The organism is Neorhizobium sp. R1-B (assembly GCF_004368875.1).
GTDB lineage: Bacteria > Pseudomonadota > Alphaproteobacteria > Rhizobiales > Rhizobiaceae > Neorhizobium > Neorhizobium huautlense.
In genome coordinates, this window is the sequence record NZ_SOEM01000001.1 from 352395 (window position 1) to 369470 (window position 17076).

At 61.5% G+C, this 17076-nt stretch carries 21 protein-coding genes; 13 read left to right on the forward strand and 8 right to left on the reverse strand.

The annotated features are described in order from the left end of the window. The first annotated feature begins 100 nt into the window (after positions 1–100). Complete coding sequence (locus tag EDE05_RS01610) at positions 101–1027, forward strand: sulfite exporter TauE/SafE family protein (protein ID WP_105370564.1); 927 nt, start codon at positions 101–103, stop codon at positions 1025–1027. Beyond that, positions 1027–1830 carry a TIGR02186 family protein gene (locus EDE05_RS01615; protein ID WP_105370563.1) on the forward strand — a complete coding sequence of 268 codons (804 nt, stop codon included), beginning with the start codon at positions 1027–1029 and terminating at the stop codon, positions 1828–1830. Before EDE05_RS01610 ends, EDE05_RS01615 begins: the two co-directional genes overlap by 1 nt. Here EDE05_RS01615 and EDE05_RS01620 read toward each other — a convergent pair whose 3' ends face one another. Beyond that, positions 1831–2346: a helix-turn-helix domain-containing protein gene (locus tag EDE05_RS01620; RefSeq protein ID WP_132408459.1), complete on the reverse strand. Its 516-nt coding sequence runs from the start codon at positions 2344–2346 to the stop codon at positions 1831–1833. A 93-nt stretch (positions 2347–2439) separates the two neighbouring features. Between EDE05_RS01620 and EDE05_RS01625 the strand changes: the two genes are divergently transcribed. The 3 genes from EDE05_RS01625 to EDE05_RS01635 all read left to right on the forward strand — a co-directional run bounded on the left by EDE05_RS01625 (position 2440) and on the right by EDE05_RS01635 (position 4613). Continuing rightward, positions 2440–3000 (forward strand): dihydrofolate reductase family protein, encoded by a 561-nt coding sequence (locus EDE05_RS01625; RefSeq protein ID WP_132408457.1) that lies wholly within the window; start codon positions 2440–2442, stop codon positions 2998–3000. Positions 3001–3143: 143 nt separating this feature from the next. Beyond that, positions 3144–4130 carry an alpha/beta fold hydrolase gene (locus tag EDE05_RS01630; RefSeq protein WP_132408455.1) on the forward strand — a complete coding sequence of 329 codons (987 nt, stop codon included), beginning with the start codon at positions 3144–3146 and terminating at the stop codon, positions 4128–4130. A 45-nt stretch (positions 4131–4175) separates the two neighbouring features. Continuing rightward, positions 4176–4613, forward strand: coding sequence for a universal stress protein (locus tag EDE05_RS01635; RefSeq protein WP_105370559.1), 438 nt, complete (start codon positions 4176–4178; stop codon positions 4611–4613). Here EDE05_RS01635 and pdeM read toward each other — a convergent pair whose 3' ends face one another. Together pdeM and EDE05_RS01645 are read right to left on the reverse strand one after the other, a co-directional pair. After that, positions 4614–5309 (reverse strand): ligase-associated DNA damage response endonuclease PdeM, encoded by a 696-nt coding sequence (gene pdeM, locus EDE05_RS01640; RefSeq protein ID WP_245505052.1) that lies wholly within the window; start codon positions 5307–5309, stop codon positions 4614–4616. It abuts the gene before it with no gap. A gap of 68 nt (positions 5310–5377) precedes the next feature. After that, entirely contained in the window at positions 5378–7900 is a 2523-nt protein-coding gene (locus EDE05_RS01645) for a ligase-associated DNA damage response DEXH box helicase (protein ID WP_134099594.1), read from the reverse strand. Positions 7901–7993: 93 nt separating this feature from the next. On the opposite strand from EDE05_RS01645, the gene EDE05_RS01650 reads away from it, so the two are divergent. Next, the gene (locus EDE05_RS01650) at positions 7994–8494 is read left to right on the forward strand and encodes an Rrf2 family transcriptional regulator (protein ID WP_132408451.1); all 501 of its coding nucleotides are present in this window, start codon (positions 7994–7996) and stop codon (positions 8492–8494) included. Positions 8495–8521: 27 nt separating this feature from the next. Then, entirely contained in the window at positions 8522–8983 is a 462-nt protein-coding gene (locus EDE05_RS01655) for a carboxymuconolactone decarboxylase family protein (RefSeq protein ID WP_132408449.1), read from the forward strand. Between the two features lie 10 nt (positions 8984–8993). Here the strand turns inward: EDE05_RS01655 and EDE05_RS01660 are convergent, their stop codons facing one another. From EDE05_RS01660 to EDE05_RS01670, 3 genes are all read right to left on the reverse strand, one after another. Further along, on the reverse strand, positions 8994–9638 hold the full coding sequence (locus EDE05_RS01660; RefSeq protein WP_134099597.1) for a YitT family protein: 645 nt from the start codon (positions 9636–9638) through the stop codon (positions 8994–8996). Then, positions 9638–10291: a YitT family protein gene (locus EDE05_RS01665; protein ID WP_245505051.1), complete on the reverse strand. Its 654-nt coding sequence runs from the start codon at positions 10289–10291 to the stop codon at positions 9638–9640. The genes EDE05_RS01660 and EDE05_RS01665 overlap by 1 nt, the downstream gene beginning before the upstream one ends. 103 nt (positions 10292–10394) lie before the next feature. Beyond that, positions 10395–11324 (reverse strand): methyltransferase domain-containing protein, encoded by a 930-nt coding sequence (locus EDE05_RS01670; protein WP_132408443.1) that lies wholly within the window; start codon positions 11322–11324, stop codon positions 10395–10397. A gap of 133 nt (positions 11325–11457) precedes the next feature. Between EDE05_RS01670 and EDE05_RS01675 the strand changes: the two genes are divergently transcribed. From EDE05_RS01675 to EDE05_RS01685, 3 genes are read left to right on the forward strand one after another with little or no spacing between them, the layout of a single operon-like run. Next, positions 11458–11724, forward strand: coding sequence for a DUF6460 domain-containing protein (locus tag EDE05_RS01675; protein ID WP_105370554.1), 267 nt, complete (start codon positions 11458–11460; stop codon positions 11722–11724). Position 11725: 1 nt separating this feature from the next. Then, positions 11726–12211 carry a CAP domain-containing protein gene (locus EDE05_RS01680; RefSeq protein ID WP_112797363.1) on the forward strand — a complete coding sequence of 162 codons (486 nt, stop codon included), beginning with the start codon at positions 11726–11728 and terminating at the stop codon, positions 12209–12211. Positions 12212–12214: 3 nt separating this feature from the next. Then, positions 12215–13567: an MATE family efflux transporter gene (locus tag EDE05_RS01685; RefSeq protein ID WP_105370552.1), complete on the forward strand. Its 1353-nt coding sequence runs from the start codon at positions 12215–12217 to the stop codon at positions 13565–13567. Here the strand turns inward: EDE05_RS01685 and EDE05_RS01690 are convergent. After that, positions 13543–14634 carry a quinone-dependent dihydroorotate dehydrogenase gene (locus EDE05_RS01690; RefSeq protein WP_134099600.1) on the reverse strand — a complete coding sequence of 364 codons (1092 nt, stop codon included), beginning with the start codon at positions 14632–14634 and terminating at the stop codon, positions 13543–13545. The two genes, EDE05_RS01685 and EDE05_RS01690, sit on opposite strands and share 25 nt — an antisense overlap. Next, complete coding sequence (locus EDE05_RS01695) at positions 14631–14981, reverse strand: DUF952 domain-containing protein (protein WP_207914798.1); 351 nt, start codon at positions 14979–14981, stop codon at positions 14631–14633. Before EDE05_RS01695 ends, EDE05_RS01690 begins: the two co-directional genes overlap by 4 nt. 76 nt (positions 14982–15057) lie before the next feature. On the opposite strand from EDE05_RS01695, the gene EDE05_RS01700 reads away from it, so the two are divergent. The 3 genes from EDE05_RS01700 to EDE05_RS01710 all read left to right on the forward strand — a co-directional run bounded on the left by EDE05_RS01700 (position 15058) and on the right by EDE05_RS01710 (position 17053). Further along, positions 15058–15465: a hypothetical protein gene (locus EDE05_RS01700; RefSeq protein ID WP_105370550.1), complete on the forward strand. Its 408-nt coding sequence runs from the start codon at positions 15058–15060 to the stop codon at positions 15463–15465. An 87-nt stretch (positions 15466–15552) separates the two neighbouring features. After that, positions 15553–16200, forward strand: coding sequence for a response regulator transcription factor (locus EDE05_RS01705; RefSeq protein ID WP_132408437.1), 648 nt, complete (start codon positions 15553–15555; stop codon positions 16198–16200). Between the two features lie 187 nt (positions 16201–16387). Next, complete coding sequence (locus EDE05_RS01710; RefSeq protein ID WP_105370548.1) at positions 16388–17053, forward strand: helix-turn-helix transcriptional regulator; 666 nt, start codon at positions 16388–16390, stop codon at positions 17051–17053. Positions 17054–17076: the final 23 nt, after the last annotated feature.

Sequence of the window (17076 nt, forward strand, 5' to 3'; positions counted from 1 at the left end):
GGCATGTGAGATTGATTTCCCATTACCGCAGCGGGTGGATAGCCACATCGCGATCTGTCCGCGGGGGTGTCGCGTTTTTTTACCTTGTCGGGGTTCGGCCGTGACTGTTTACCTGCCGATTGCAGAGCTGTCGGTGAACATCTTCATCATTCTCGGCATGGGTGCAGCCGTCGGCTTCCTCTCCGGCATGTTCGGCGTCGGCGGCGGTTTCCTGATCACACCGCTTCTGATCTTCTACAACATTCCGCCTGTAGTGGCGGTGGCGACCGGCGCGAACCAGGTTGTGGCCTCGTCGATTTCCGGCGCGATCACCCATTTCCGGCGCGGCACGCTGGACATGAAGCTCGGCTGCGTCTTGCTGGTCGGCGGTCTGGCCGGCGCAACGGCCGGCGTCTGGGTCTTCTCGTGGCTCCGCCGGGTCGGCCAGCTCGACCTCTTCATTTCACTCCTCTACGTCGTGCTGCTCAGCACGATCGGGGCGCTGATGCTGCAGGAAAGCCTGCGGGCCTTGCGCCGCGCCAGGAACAACGAGCAGCTGCCGCTCAAACGTCCCGGCCAGCACAACTGGGTCCACCGGCTGCCGCTCAAGATGCGGTTCAAGAAATCGAAGATCTATCTGAGCGCCATTCCGGTCGTCGCACTCGGTTTCGGTATCGGGGTGCTGACCTCGATCATGGGTGTCGGCGGCGGTTTCATCATGGTGCCGGCAATGATCTATCTGCTGCGCATCCCCACCAGCGTGGTCGTCGGAACCTCGCTTTTCCAGATCATCTTCGTCACGGCCTATACGACCATGGTGCAGGCCGCCACCAACTACTCGGTGGACATCGTGCTGGCGACGATCCTGATGATCGCCGGGGTCATCGGCGCCCAATACGGCGTCCGCGTCGGGCAAAAGCTGCGCGGCGAGCAGCTGCGCGCGCTGCTCGCGCTGCTCGTGCTCGCCGTCGGCATCCGCCTTGCGATCGGCCTCATCGTGACGCCGGAGGAGATCTATTCGGTCGCGGTCGGGGGGCTCTCCTACTGATGCGCCGGCTGCTTCAAACGCTCCTTCTCGTGCCTCTCCTCGCGTTCGCTCCACCGGCTGCGGCGCAGGTGCCGATGGGCGAGGCGTCGACGGTGAAGGAAGGGCTCGAGATCGGGGCGTCGACAAGCGAAATCGCCATCGCCTCGGATTTTCGCGGGGCCGATCTGACGATCTTCGGCGCTCTCACCAATGCCGACGAGCTGTTCCTGGCCATCGGCCAGTATGACGTCGTCGTGACGCTAGAAGGCCCGAGGGACTATGCGACGGTACGCCGGAAGGAACGCATCTTCGGCATCTGGATGAACGCCCAATCGATGACCTTCGAACAGGTGCCGGAAAGCTATTCGCTGGCCAGCACCCGCCAGATCGAAAGCATCGACGAAGCGCCGAGCCTCAACAGTATCGGCGTCGGCATCGCGCACCTGCCGCTCAATCCCGTCGGCTATATCGCAGATTCCGGGTCGATCAGGGAATTCCGCGACGCCTATCGGCGCCTGAAGCTCGCGAACGGCCTCTATCAGCGGGATACAAGCGGCGTGCGGTTCGTCTCGTCCAGCCTGTTCCGTGCGTCGGTCAAGCTGCCTGCAAACATCCCGGACGGAATGCATATGGTGCGCGCCTACCTGTTCAAGAGCGGGCAGCTGATTGCCCAGCGCGAGCTGCCGCTCCGGGTGGTGAAGACCGGCATCGAGCAGGCGATCACCGACGCGGCCCACGAGCGGCCGCTCGCCTATGGTTTCCTCTGCGTCCTGATCGCCGTCGTTACCGGCTGGGGCGCAAGCCTGATGTTCCGCAAGGATTGATCACTCGGCGGATGCAGCCGCCATGTTGCGGGCGACGACCTCAAGATAGGCCGCCCGCAGCCGGTCGAACACGGAGGGTTTGGAGGGATCGCGGGGCGCGTGCAGGTGCAGCACGCGCAGCTCCTCCATGAAGTCCTCCCAAAGCGGCCGGCCACCCTCCTCCAGAAGCTGGGCCCGGATCGAAAGCTCTTCCGACACCGGCATGAAATGCCGACCCCAGGTGCCCATTTCCGCAAAGATCGGCACGAGCCGAATGGACATTTCCGTCAGACTGTAGATTCCTTTCTGCTTGTGGCTCGGATCGTCCTCGCGGGAGAGCAGTCCCCGCTCCACCAGCCGCTTCAGGCGGTCAGCGAGGATATTGGAGGCGATTCCCTCCTCCGAATTCTGCAGCAGCTCGCGGAAGTGCCGGCGATTGCCGAACATGATGTCGCGAATGACGATCAGGCTCCAGCGGTCGCCCAGGACTTCCAGAGTGAGGTTGATCGGGCAACCCGAGCGATAGGTGTCTTGCATTTTCTTCTCCAAAACTACTTGCATTATAAAATCAGTTTAGCTAACTTTCAACCGATTGCTAATCGCAACTGGTTTAACATTGGGAGGAATGAGATGAGAAAGCTGGTGGTCTGGAACCTGATGACGCTTGACGGTTATTTCGAAGGCGAGAAGCCTTGGGATCTAGCCTTTCACAACCATGCCTGGGGGCCGGAGCTCGAAAAGCTTTCGGAGCAATTCGGGGAGGAAGGCGATTTGCTGGTCTTCGGCCGCAAGACCTATGAGGGCATGGCGGCCTACTGGCCGACGGCCGAGGAAGACTCCAAGGTCAAGGAATACATGAACAACATTGCCAAACTGGCAGTCTCCAGGACGATGAAGGAGGCCGCGTGGAACAATAGCCGGGTCGTCAGCGATCCCGCCTCCGAACTGAAAAAGCGGAAAGCCGAAGAGGGCAAAACGATCTTCGTTTTCGGAAGCGCGGAATTGGTGGCATCGCTGATGAAGGACGGTCTGGTGGATGAGTATCGCATCTGCATCGCGCCGGTCCTGCTCGGTTCGGGCAATCCGCTTTTCAAGCAAACCGGGCAACAGACGGGATTGAAGCTGATCTCGTCCAGCATAGCAGCCAACGGCTCCGTAATCCTGAACTATGAGGTCGGGAAGGCCGTTTGAGATGGCGAAGGAACTGAGGGGCCGGTAGGGATTGGCCGACCTTTCCTCTTGGTCGATCCCATTCTCTTCCTGCTCTGTCTTCTCCCTTTGGCTTATTGCGCTGCAAGGAGCTGCGAATATTCTCCGTTCAGGAGGAGGATACCATGACCGACAGCCAATCCGCCGAAACCGCGGACATTGCGGATGCCGGCGCGGCATCAAAACCGCGTCCAACCGGCGAAGCGGTCAGCCTGACCTGCCGCGATGGCGTCGTGTTGCACGGCCATTTCTGGCCGGCGCATGGTTCGGCAGTTGCGAGCATCATCATCAATCCGGCCACCGGCGTTCTTGCCCGCTACTATCATTATTACGCGGATTTCCTGAGCCGGGAGGGTTTCGATGTCCTGACCTATGACTACCGGGGAATCGGACTTTCGCGGCCGGCGACGCTCAAGGGGTGCGGCTATCGCTGGCGGGAATGGGGCGAGCAAGATTTCGACGCGGCGCTCCGGCATATGGATCTCGCCCGCCCCGACCAACCGCTCCACGTGGTCGGCCATAGCATAGGAGGTTACCTGCCTGGGCTTTCGCCAAAGGCGGAGCGGATCGACCGTATGCTGACCATGGGCGCGCAATATGCCTATTGGCCCGATTATGCCGCCGGCCATCGCATACGATTGTTTCTGAAATGGCACGTGACCATGCCAGTCCTGACGGCGCTCGTTGGCTTTTTCCCGGGAAAACGGCTCGGCTGGCTGGAGGACCTGCCGGCGGGTGTCGCCAACGAATGGAGCTTTCGCCGCGCCCGAATGGAACTCACCCATCCTGCAACGGAGCGCTCCGATGTGATCAAAAGGTTCGACGCGGTCAAGGCCGCGATCCTTGCGGTGGCGGTGGAAGACGACGACATCGGCACGCCGGCGGCAATCCAGCGGACACTCGGCTATTATCGCAATGCGGCCGTGGACCAGGTCCTCTTATCGCCCGCCCACTACGGCCTTCGGGAAATAGGGCATTTCAGCCTTTTTCATTCCCGTCATTCAGACGGCTTCTGGCGCGATACGCTTTGCTGGCTGCGGGATGGAGTAAACCCTTGGGATAACAGCGAGGCCACCTCCCTCGCCCACCGAAATTGCGCAATATCAATGTAGAATCGCGCCGGGCGTCCATACTATCCAAAACAACGGAGGCCTCAGATGTACAAACACGTTCTCATCCCCACCGACGGATCGGCGCTTTCGACGCAGGCGCTCGAAAAGTCTCTCGATTTCGCCCGCGAGATCGGAGCGGAAGCGACGGTGCTTGTCGTCATGGAGCCGCTACAGGTGATGACCCTCAACCCGACGGGCCTGGAAGTTGCCTATGCGGCCTATGACCAGAGCAACAACAAAGCCGCCGACGGCATCCTGGCCGACGCCACCCAGGCGGCCAAGCAACGCATGGTCGCTTGCGAAACCCTCAAGCTGACGAGCCTGGATCCGGCCGGCACCATCGTCGAGACTGCCGAGAAACAACATTGCGACATCATCGCCATGGCGTCTCACGGCCGATCCGGCTTCAAGGCCTTCATGCTCGGAAGCGTAACCATGAAGGTGCTGGCGCATTCCAAGACGCCGGTGCTGGTTTATCGCTGATCAGGCGGTCAGATTGGTATAACGGACCGAATAGATGCGGTCGCGGCCCAGCAGGTGCGCGACCAACTTCTCCCGGTCGAAGAGGCCATGCATCGCCTGATGACGAAGATCAAGGCCGCCGGCGAGCACGCCGAATGCCGGCATCAGCAGGCGGCTGCCGTCACTCGCAAAGCATGGGCGGCGGACGGATTTTTCGCGGCGGCGGACGGTGGCCGACGGATGCAGGTGACCGGCAATTTCGCCCTTGCCGGAAATCAGACTCGGTTCGTGCCGGAATACGAGGCCGCCATAAATCAGTTCATCGGCGCAGCTACCGGGCAGATCGACCGTGCCATCCGGATCGTGGTTGCCGTTGATCCAGATCCAGTCGCGGCCGCGCGCCATGCCGGCAATCAACGCGCGAAGCTCGGGGGCAAGGTATTTCGAGCCTTTCCGGTCATGAAAATTGTCGCCGAGCGAGATGACGAGCTTCGGATCGTAGCGGGTGATGACGGCCGAAAGGATATTGAGGGTCGCAACCGTGTCGTAGGGCGGAAGCATCATGCCGCGGCGGGCAAAGGCTGCCCCTTTTTCAAGATGCAGGTCGGAGACAACGAGCGTGCCGGTTTCCGGCAGGTACAAGCCGCCCAGCGGATCGCACACGGCGAGGACGCCATTTACGATAATCTCTTCCGCGCCCGAGGCCGCATCTGTCATCGATAATGTCCGGGCGGCCAGGCCGAGGCGATGCATCAATTCAATGTCTTCCCATGGTGCGGCGGGCATCAGCTGAGCGCCTCCGCTATCAGTTCCTCGGCGGCCTCTTCCAGCACCGCATCATGCGCCTCGCCCGGTACTGATTCCTTGCCGATCTCCAGCATGATCGGAACGGCAAGCGGCGAAACACGGTCGAGATCGCGGTGGGTAATGTGCCCCCTGATTCGCTTCAGCATATCGCCTAACCGGCTCAAATCCAAAAGGCCGGATGCCGCATCCCGTCGTGTAGCCTCCAGAAGCACATGATCCGGCTCGTGGCTTCTGAGAACGTCGTAAATGAGATCAGTCGAGACCGTGACCTGCCGTCCAGTCTTTTCCTTGCCCGGATGGCGGCGCTCGATCAAACCGGAAATCACGGCGCAATTGCGGAATGTGCGCTTCAGCATGTAGCTTTCATTGAGCCAGGCCTCCAGATCGTCGCCCAGCATGTCTTCGTCAAAGAGGTCGGACAGGCTCAACCGGTCCGCCTTGATCATCGCGCCGATGTCTTTCAGGCCCCAGACGGCCAGCGAGTAATCCGTCGCAACGAAACCCAACGGCCTAGCCCCGGCGCGCTCGAGCCTGCGGGTGAGCAGCATGCCGAGCGTCTGATGCGCCAGGCGCCCTTCGAAGCAATAGGCGATCATGAAGAAGCGTTTTCCCCGCGGAAACGTCTCGATCAGCAGTTCGTCCTTCTTTGGAAGCATCGAGCGTTCCAGCTGGATATTCAGCCAGTCCCGCACCTGATCGGGAAGCTTCTGCCAGCGATCGGGGTCGGCGAGCATGCCGCGCACCTGATCGGCGAGATAGGTGGAGAGCGGGAACTTGCCGCCGGCATAGGCCGGTATCTTCGGGTCCAGCGAAAAGGCGTTAGAGACGAGGCACTCGTTTTCACGGATGCCTTCGAAACGCAGCACCTTGCCGGCGAAGAGGAAGGTATCGCCCTGCACGAGCTGCTCAAGGAAATATTCCTCGACCTTGCCGAGCGACATGCCACCGCGCCCGAGTGCACCATTGGCTCCACGCCGGACGAGGCGGACGTTGAGCTCTGTCGCCTCGACGATCGTGCCGAGGTTCAGCCGGTATTGCTGCGCGACCTGAGGATTGGAAACGCGCCAGCGCCCCTCTTTGGTCTTCCTGATCTTGGCGTAGCGCTCGTAGGAGCGCAGCGCATAACCGCCGGTCGCGACAAAATCGACGATACGTTCGAACATTTCCCAGGAGAGGTCGGCATAGGGCGAGGCTGAAATGATCTCCTCGTAGAGTTCGAGCGGTTCGAAGGGTTCGGCGCAGGCCATGCCGAGAACATGCTGGGCGAGGACATCGAGCGCACCTTCGCCTACCGGCGGCGTATCCTGAGCGCCGAGATAGTTGGCATCGAGCGCTGCCTGGCATTCCATCACCTCGAAGCGGTTGGCAGGCACCAGGATCGCCTTGGACGGCTCATCCATGCGGTGATTGGAGCGGCCGATGCGCTGGGCAAGCCGCGAGGCGCCCTTCGGTGCGCCGACATGCACGACGAGATCGACATCGCCCCAATCGATGCCCATGTCGAGCGTCGAGGTGGCGACGATGGCGCGCAGTTTGTTCGCCGCCATGGCAGCTTCCACCTTGCGGCGTTGGCCGACATCGAGTGAGCCGTGGTGAAGCGCGATCGGCAGATTGTCTTCGTTGATCGTCCAGAGCGTCTGGAAGAGGAGTTCCGCCTGAAAGCGGGTATTAACGAAGATCAGCGTCATGTTGTGACGTTTGATCTCCTCATAGACCTCCGGCATGGCATAGGTGGAAACATGGCCGGACCAGGGAATGCGGTCCTCCGTCTTCATGATCGTGATGTCGGGTGCGGCGCCGCCGGTGACATGGACGAGGCCGGCGGGCGAAGCGGGATGTTCGCCTTGTGGCACCAGCCAGCACTGCAGGTCCATCGGGTCGGAGACGGTTGCCGAAAGGCCGATGGTCTGCACCTGTGGCGCATGGCGGCGGATGCGGGCGAGACCGAGGGACAGCAGGTGGCCGCGCTTCGACGTGACCAACGAATGGAGCTCGTCGAGGACCACATATTTCAGGTCCTTGAAGAAACGCTCGGCTTCCTTGTTCGCAAGCAGCAGCGCCACCTGTTCTGGCGTCGTCAGCAAAATGTCCGGCGGGTTGAGCTTCTGGCGCTGGCGCTTGGCTTGCGGGGTATCGCCGGTGCGATTTTCGACCGTGACGGCTAGGCCCATTTCCGTCACCGGCTTCATCAGGTTGCGTTCTATATCCACCGTCAGCGCTTTCAGGGGCGAGACGTAGAGTGTGTGGATGCCGGTGAAGACCGAGCCGGGTGGGATCTTACCGCGACGGGTGAGATCGGTCAGCGACGGCAGGAAACCGGCGAGCGTCTTGCCGGCACCCGTCGGTGCAATCAGCAGCACGCTTTCGCCGGCGGTGGCGCGCGAAAGCAATTCGAGCTGGTGCGCACGCGGCTGCCAGCCCTTTTCGGCGAACCATTTCAGGAACGGCCGGGGCAGAAGCGCGGCATCACGGCCGGAAGATTGGGTTTCAACGATATCCACGAGCCTGAAGATAAGCGGAAGGCGGCAAAAAAGAAGAGTCTTGACGTCAGCACATAATCATGGATAAAGAATATCCATGATATGGAGCAGATCATGAAACTCAGCGACGGCATCGAACAGGCGATCCATTGCATGACCATGCTTTCGGGCGTTTCCGAAGGCGGCGTGCTTTCCGCCGCAGCCCTGGCGGAGTTCCACGGCGTCTCCACCAGCTATCTTCTGAAACATCTGCAGGCGCTTTCCGGCGCCGGGCTGGTCAGCACGGTGCCCGGCCCAAAAGGCGGATATCGGTTGGCGAAGACGCCCGAGGCGATCACGCTGCTCGATATCGTACTGGCGGTGGAAGGGCCTGCGCCGGCTTTTCGCTGCGCCGAAATCCGTCAGCGTGGCCCTAACCCGCTGCCGGGGCGGTATTTCGCCAAGCCCTGCGGCATCAACGCCGCCATGCTGAAGGCCGAAAAGGCCTATCGCGCCGAACTCGCCAAGGTGACGATCGCGGACATCCTGGCGGACCTGAAGGCCACTGACGACGGCGGCATTGCCGCCCGCGGCTGCGCCTTCCTCGAAATCCACGAACGCAAAGCGGCCCGTTGAGACGGCCACAACCCAAGGAGAATACCGATGCAGCCTCGTTTGAACTTCGCCAAGGCCTCGCCGGATGCCTACAAGGCCGTTCTTGATCTGGAAAACTACGTCCAGAAATCCGGCCTCGAGCGCCGCTTCATCCATCTGATCAAGCTTCGCGCCTCGATCATCAACCACTGCGCCTATTGCGTCGATATGCATGTCAAGGAAAGCCGACATGACGGGCTTTCCGAGCAATGGATCAACATGATGAGCGTGTGGGAAGAATCCCCGATCTATGACGAGAAGGAACGCGCTTTGCTGACCTGGGTCGATGCGGTGACCAAGGTTGCCGACACCCATGTTCCCGACAGCGCCTATGAGGTGCTGAAGGCGCATTTCTCGGAAGAGGAAATGATGAAGATCACCGTCGCAATCGGCGTGATCAACGTCTGGAACCGGCTCTGCGTCGGCTTCCGCGCGCTTCACCCGATCGACCAGCCGGCCAAGGCTGCGTGACCGGGGACAGCTAGCGAACGATATATCGATCCGTGCGGTGGTTGATCGCGAGCGTCAGGTTCAGGGTCACTGCCGCGAGAATCGAGCAGAGAATGACAAACGGGCTGGCGACGAAGAAGGAGAGCGCCAGCACCAGTCCATCCAGCCCGAGTTGCACGAAGCCGGCCCGCCAGCCGAAGCGGTCCTGCAGATAAAGCGCCAGAATGCCGAAGCCGCCGAGCGAAGCCCGGTGACGAAAGAGCGCCAGCATGCCCGCACCGATCAGCAGTCCGCCGAAGAGAGCGGCCGCGATCGGGTTGATATGGTCGAAGCCGATCAGTTGCGGCAGGAAATCCGTGAGCACGGAGGTCAGCGCGACGGCTGCAAAGGTCTTGACCGTGAAGGAGAGACCCAGCCGCTTGTAGGCGATCCAGTAAAACGGCAGATTGAGAGCGAAGAAGACGAGACCGAAACTCAAGCCCGTCGAGTAGCGGATCAGAAAGCCGAGGCCGGCGGTTCCACCGATCAGGAACTCCGCCTTGGCCAGCATCGTCACGCCAAGCGCCGCCAGCATGCTGCCGGCAACCACGCCCTGAATGTCTTCCAGCGGCGAGTGTTTATCCGAGCTGGAGGCCCAAAAGCCGACCGGGCTTTTCTTGGCTGCGGCATCCGACATCAGCGCACCACGATATAGCGGTCCGAGCGATGGTTGATCGCCAGGAAGAGGTTGAGAACGACAGCGCCGACCACCGACCAGGCCACGGTCATCGGGCTGACCACCGCAAAGGCACAGAGCATGACGCAGAGGTCGAAGGCAAGCTGGATCAGCCCGGCCTGGATGCCGAACCGGTCCTGGATGTAGATCGCCAGGATGCCGACACCACCGAGGCTCGCCCGGTGGCGGTATAGCGCCAGGAGACCATAGCCGAGAAGCAGCCCGCCGAGCAGAGCCGCCCAGAAGGGATGCAGATAATCGATCAGAAAGAAGCGGCCCTCGACCTCGGAGATCACGGAGACAAGCCCGATCGCGACGAAGGTCTTTACCGAGAAGGCGAGCCCCAGCCGGCGAAACGAAAGATAATAAAACGGCAGGTTGACGATAAAGAACAGGAGGCCGAAGGAAATACCCAAGGCGTAGTGCAGAAGAAAAGCAACGCCCGCAGTGCCGCCGGTGAGCAGGCCGACCTTGTTCAGGAAATAGAAGCCGAGGGCAGCCACCATGGCGCCGGTCAAAAGCCCCTGACCGTCCTCAAGGAGTGTGTGCTGCGACGGATCGGCGCTATAAAAGCCGAGGCTTTTTCTCTGAACCTGCTTCTGCTGCCCGGCCAATTCCGACCCCTTCATTCTCGGCGATATTGCACTGCAATAAAACCGTCATCAAGCCCGTTCAAGCGGCGATATGGTGGCTGCGAAAAAAGCAAGAAACATTCGGTCAGGCGAGCTTTCGCGACAGAAAGAGGATACCTTGGATCGGTCTGCCGGCATCCGTGCGAATGGGGGTCTTTTGCAACGCGAGAATTTCGAAGCCGTAGCGATGAAGCAGAGACCGGATATAGGTTTCGGAATGGGCGTAACGCAAAGAATCCCGAAGAACGAAAGACCGCTCCTCGCCCGCATCCTCGACGGAGAAACCGAAGAGCCCCGCAGGTGCGAGCAATTCAAGAACCAGTGGGAAGACGGTTTCCAGCGATCCGAGATACATCAGCACGTCGGCGGCGGAAACGAGATCGGCGCGCTGTCTCGCAAGAACGCCGGAAAAAAGGCCGGACATCTCTGGGGAAAGGCTGAGATCCGATTGGCCGAGATGGTCATAGAGGCCCTTTGCCTCCGCCTTGGCCAGCATGTTCCCGGAGAGGTCGAAGCCTTCGAGGCGCTCCGTCCCGCCACGGATTTCGGCACCGAAAAGGCCCGTGCCGCAACCGAGATCGACGGTATTCCTGAACGGCGCATGGGGTGCGACGAGAGCGGCGAGCTTGCCGGGCACGGAATATTCTAGCCTCTCGACAAGCGCCGTATCAAACCGGTCGGCATAGTCATCGAACAGGCCCTCGACATAACGGCTCGGGGGCTGGGCCGGCATTTCCTCGGCGCCGAGCAGCGCGAGCTTCAATCTTGCGCCGAAGATGTCGTCTGGCTGGAGATCGAGCGCCTGCCGATATGCGTCCGCGGCGGTCGCAAGTGTGGCCTTCTCACGATATTCGCCGAGCCGGAACCAGCCCGCGGCCCAGCCGGGGACGAGTTCCAGGGCCTGTTCCACGAGTTCCGCGGCGGCGGCGAAATCGCCCGCCTCCGCCAACATGCGGGCATAGTCGGCGCGGCGGTCGGCGATCACATCGCCGGAGGAGAACTGGCTGGCGGACATGATCGGCTCCCAAGGGTCGCGGGTTCTTTGCCGAAGCCACAAAAAAACTCAAGTTCTATTTGAGGAGGCCAAGGCGCTTGCGGCGCAGACGAGCCGCGGGTATGCGTTTCAGGCAATTCGGAGACAGACAAGGATGGCGGACGGGATGAACAGGTTCCTGGGCGATACGCCGGGTCGCACGATCATCAAGCTGATCGTCGTGTGCCTCATCGTAGGGTTCGTACTGGCGTTTTTTGGCTTCACGCCGGACAATATCGTCGATACGGTCCGCTACTGGTTCCTGGACCTCTGGTACAACGGTTTCCGGGCTCTCGGCCGGGTCGGCAACTATCTGGTGCTGGGCGCCATCGTCGTCATTCCGATCTTCGTCATCCTGCGCCTGTTGAGCTACCGCCGCTGACATGACCGACCTCTATATTTCCTCCCGCCGGGGTTTCCTCATGATGTCAGGAATGGGCCTGCTGCTCGCCGGCTGTTCCACGACATCTGTTCTCACCCCGACCGCAGGCGCCGAGGACGAAACGGAAGCGGCGCTGCCGATGGTCAACAAGCTGAGACAAAGCCGCGGTCTGGCGGCACTGACCCTCGATACGCCTGCACGCAAGGCTGCCTCCCAGCAGGCTATCCGCATGGCAAAAGCCGAGAAGATGAAACACCTGATCGGCTTCGGCGACGACTTCGGCTCGCGCATGAAGCGCAATGACGTGGCGCTGCCCGCCGCCGAAAACATCGCCAGCGGCCAGGATTCGGTAAACGCAGCCGTGCAGGCCTGGATCGACTCTCCCAAGCATCTCGAAAACATGCTCGGTTCCTTCAGGGGGCTCGGCGTCGCCGTGGCGCGCGCCGATGACAGCCGCACCTATTGGGCCATGGTCCTTTCGGGTTAGGCGATGGATGGCCGCGGACCAGAAGGGCAGGCCGCAAAGCCGTTCGACGTGACGCACCGGCTGGTACTCGGCATCGCGATCCCGATGACGCTCGGCTTTCTCACGACCCCGCTGCTCGGGCTTACGGATACGGCCGTCGTCGGCCAGTTCGGAAAGGCCGAGGCGCTCGCCGGGCTGGCGATCGGCGCAATCCTCTTCGACCTCATCTATGGCAGCTTAAGCTTCCTGCGCACGTCCACCACCGGTCTCGTCGCTCAGGCTTTCGGCCGTGGCGACCATCGCGAACAGCAGGCGGTGTTCTGGCGAGCGCTCCTCAGCGCATTCGGGCTCGGCTTCGTCATGCTGGCGCTTTCTCCGCTGATCCTCGCTTTCGCGCCGGAGCTGATGACCAGCGATCCCGCCGTCGCTGACGTCACACGCCAATATTTCAGGATCCGCGTGCTGACCAGCCCGGCGACCTTCGCCAATTTCGCGATCCTCGGCTATGTGCTCGGGCGCGGCCAGGGCTTGCTGGGCCTTGTCCTGCAAATCATTCTCAACGGCACGAACATCATGCTTTCGATCTTTCTTGGCCTCGGTCTCGGCTGGGGTATTGCCGGAGTGGCCTGGGGAACCGCGCTTGCCGAAACCGCGGCGGTCGTGATCGGCTTCCTGATCGTCAGCCGGCAGTTTTCTGCTGTCCATCGGCCGAGCCGTGTGGACATCTTCGACGCGGCCAAGCTCAAACAGCTCTTCCACCTCAATGCCGATATCCTGATCCGATCACTGATATTGAACGGCGCATTTGCGCTGCTGACACGCGTCGGATCCAGCTTCGGCGCCGTGACGCTCGCCGCCAACGCCGTGCTGATGAACGTCTTCATGCTGTCTGCCTTCTTCCTGGACGGTCTAGCGGGGGCTGCCGAACAGCTGGCCGGCAGGGCGGTCGGGGCGCGGTATCGTCCTTCCTTCGACCGTGCGCTGAAGCTGACCGGCCTCTGGTCCTTCGCCATGGCGGGCGCCGTCGGACTGTTCTTCATTCTCTTCGGGCAGCCGATTATCGACATGCTGACGACGTCCGAAGACGTGCGGCAGACGGCCTACAGCTATCTCGGATGGGCGGCATTGACGGGTTTGACCGGCGTGCTGGCCTTCCAGATGGACGGCGTCTTCATCGGCGCCACATGGTCACGGGAGATGCGCAACATGATGCTCGCCTCCTTCGCCGGATATTGTTTAGCGCTCGCCGCGCTCGTGCCGCTTTTCGGCAATCACGGGCTCTGGCTGTCGCTCAACCTCTTCCTGCTGATGCGCGGCATCTTCCTCGCGGCGATGGTGCCCCGCAAGGCGCGTCAGAGTTTTTCCGCCGCCCACTGATCGAGACGGGTGTCGCGGATTTCCCGGATCGAGGAGAGCTTTTCCCGGTCGAGAAGCGACGAGAGGCCCTTCAGGATCGTTGCCGGCAGGCCGGGGCCTTCATAAACCATGCAGGAATAAAGCTGCACCAGGTCCGCGCCGGCGCGGATTTTTTCCAAGGCGTCCGTCGCACTGGAAACCCCACCCACACCAATAATCGGCAGAGCCGGGCCGACGCGTTTGCGCATCTTGGCAAGCATCACCGTCGACCGCTTGAAGAGCGGCACGCCGGAAAGGCCGCCCGCTTCTTTCGCCTGGATCTGATCCTTCAGCCCGTCGCGGGAAAGCGTGGTATTGGAAACGATCAGGCCGTCCAGCGGATGGGAGGTCACTTCGGAGGCAATATCGTCCAACCCCTCCTCCGTCAGATCGGGCGCGATCTTCAGAAAGACCGGCACGGTTCGTCCATACCGCAGCCCCTCTTCCGCCCGCGCCGCAAGCACGGCTTCCAGCAGCGCCTTCAAGCTGTCGCGGGCCTGCAGGTCGCGCAGGCCCGGTGTATTAGGGGAGGAGATGTTGACAGTGAAATAGGTGGCGAGCGCATAAAACTTTCGAATGCCCGCGACGTAATCGGCCACGCGATCGGCGGTATCCTTGTTGGCGCCGATATTGACGCCAACGATCCCCGGGGCATTGTGCCGTGCCGAAAGCCTGGCGAAGGCCGCCTCATGCCCCTCGTTGTTGAAGCCGAGCCGGTTGATGACCCCGCGGTCCTCCACCAGGCGGAAGATGCGCGGCTTGTCGTTGCCGGCTTGAGGTTTTGGCGTCACGGTGCCCACTTCGGTGAAACCGAAACCGAGCTTCAGCATCGCATCCGGCACTTCGGCATTCTTGTCGTAACCGGCGGCAAGGCCGAGCGGGTTCGGAAAGGTGATCCCGGCAATCGTCTGGGCAAGACGTGGATCGTTCGGGATACGGCAGGTGGGTACGAGGCCGGTCTTCAATGCCGCGATCGACAGACCATGTGCCGTTTCCGGGTCGAAGACGAAAAGGCTGCGCGAGGCAAGCCCGGCAAAGGGACCGATCATGGCATTTTCTCCGGAAAGGCATGCACGCCGTCTGCGCCGATCAGCAGCGGCATTTCCCAAAGCACCGCCGAAAAAGGCAGCTTGCCGTAAAGATGCGGGAAGAGGTCACCCCCGCGCGAGGGCTCGTATTTCAGCGCCTCGCCAAGCTCCGCCGCGTTGACGGCCACCAGGACAAGGCCCGCAACGCCGGCAAAATGCAGCCGGGCCGTCTCTCTGGCCTGAGGCCCGGTTGACAAATGGATGTAGCCGTCCTGGAGATCGATACCCGCGCCGTCGAAGACACCGCTACCCTTCGCCTGGCGCCAGAGCGTTTCCGGCACGATCTTATACACCATATCCGTCATCATGAACTCTCGAGTATCTGTTATAATCGGTGCGTTTGCCGCAAAGCCCGGCGCTTGTCCACCTGAGGAGGACCAAAAGATGAAGGTTCTGACACTATTCACCGTGGCACTCGTCATTCCCGCGGCCTCCTACGCCCAGGCGCCGCAGCAGAACCGTTTTCAGCTGGAACGGACCGAAAGCGGCGTCGTTCGGCTCGATACGCAGACCGGCGCCATGACGCTCTGCCGCGAGGAAAACGGGACGCTGACCTGCCGCATGCAGCCGGACGAGCGGGCAGCTTACGAAGAGGAACTCGACAGACTGGAAAAGAGGGTGACGTCGCTTGAGGAGCGGCTGAGCCAGACGCCGCCGACGGCACTGCCCACCGACGAGGAAGTGGACAAGTCTCTCTCCATCATGGAGAAGTTCATGCGGCGTTTCATGGCGATCGTCGGCGAATTCATCGACGAGCGGGAAGCGGACAAACCTCAACCAAATCGTACGTGAATTCCCGCACTTGTTTCCGTCGCTCCGGAGGTTTACAACTTTCGAAGATACAGAGGCACAACTATGCTCTTGGGAGGGAGCGTGGGAATGCAGACACTTACAATTATCATCGCTGACGACCATCCGCTGTTTCGCGGCGCCCTGCGCCAGGCTGTTCAGGGGATCGCCGAAAAAGTCCTGATCATCGAGGCGGGTGATTTCGAAGCCGCGCGGCGTGCCGCCGATTCCAATCCCGAGGCCGACCTGATGCTGCTCGACCTGGCAATGCCGGGCGTTAGCGGTTTTTCCGGGCTGATGTCGCTGCGGGCGGAATTCTCCGGCCTGCCGATCGTTATCGTCTCGGCGAGCGACGACGGCACCACGATACGCCGCGCCCTGGAACTGGGCGCCTCGGGTTTCATTTCGAAATCCTCCGGCCTCGACGAGATCCGGGCCGGCGTTCAGGCGGTTCTCGAGGGCGATATCTGGGCGCCAAAGGGCGATTCCACCCAGCCTGAAGAAGATCCCGGCCTTGCCGAACTCATGGATCGGCTGAAAACGCTCACGCCGCAGCAGAGCCGGGTGCTGACCATGCTCGGCGAAGGCTTGCTGAACAAGCAGATCGCTTACGAACTCGGCGTCTCGGAGGCGACCATCAAGGCGCATGTTTCGGCAATCCTGCTGAAGCTCAACGTCGACAGCCGGACGCAGGCGGTGATCAAGCTCGGCAAGATCAACATGGCCCTGGTGGCCTAGCGCCAGCCTCATCCATATTGCAGGATTTTATTCCTTCCCTCTCTTTACGCGAGGCCCGCCCTCCGTTAAAATCCGGGGTGTCTGGGCTTGCTGTCATGCAGCCTGAAGGCCGTGGAGAGATTGATCGAAGGGGTGCCGCCGAGCGCCGGTTTGTCCGGCCCTGTCTCGCGCGCCGGGTACGGGCAAAATGCTGTCACATGAAACGATCTGGAACGCGATCGATACGCTGGCCCAACGCCATCAACTGACACCGTCGGGCCTTGCGCGGCGTGCCGGCCTGGATCCGACATCCTTCAACAAGTCGAAGCGGCTCGGGCCGGACGGGCGCCTGCGCTGGCCTTCGACGGAATCGATCGCCAAGGTGCTGGAGGCGACGGGGGCGACGGTAGACCAGTTCATGAGCTATCTGCCGACCTCCTCCAGCCGTTCGGCATTTCCGGAAGGCAATTTCCCGCCGCAGGGGGGCACCATCCCGCTCCTCGGCTTTGCTCAAGCGGGTGCGGGTGGTTTTTTCGACGACGGCGGCTTTCCTGCCGGCCAGGGCTGGGATGTGGTGGAGTTCCCGATCGACCCTTCGCGCAAGGCCGGCGTCTATGCGCTTGAAGTCCAGGGCGAGTCGATGATGCCGCTTTATCGCGACGGCGATGTGCTCATCGTGGAACCGGGCGCACAGGTGCGGCGCGGCGACCGCGTCGTCCTGAAAACCCGCGAGGGCGAAGTCATGGCCAAGGTTCTCTCGCGCCAGACGGCCCGGACGGTCGAGCTGATGTCGCTCAATCCCGAGCATCCGAACCGCAGCTTCGATCTTTCGGAAGTGGACTGGATGGCACGCATCATCTGGGCGAGCCAATAGGCATGGCGAACCGCTAGGAAAGA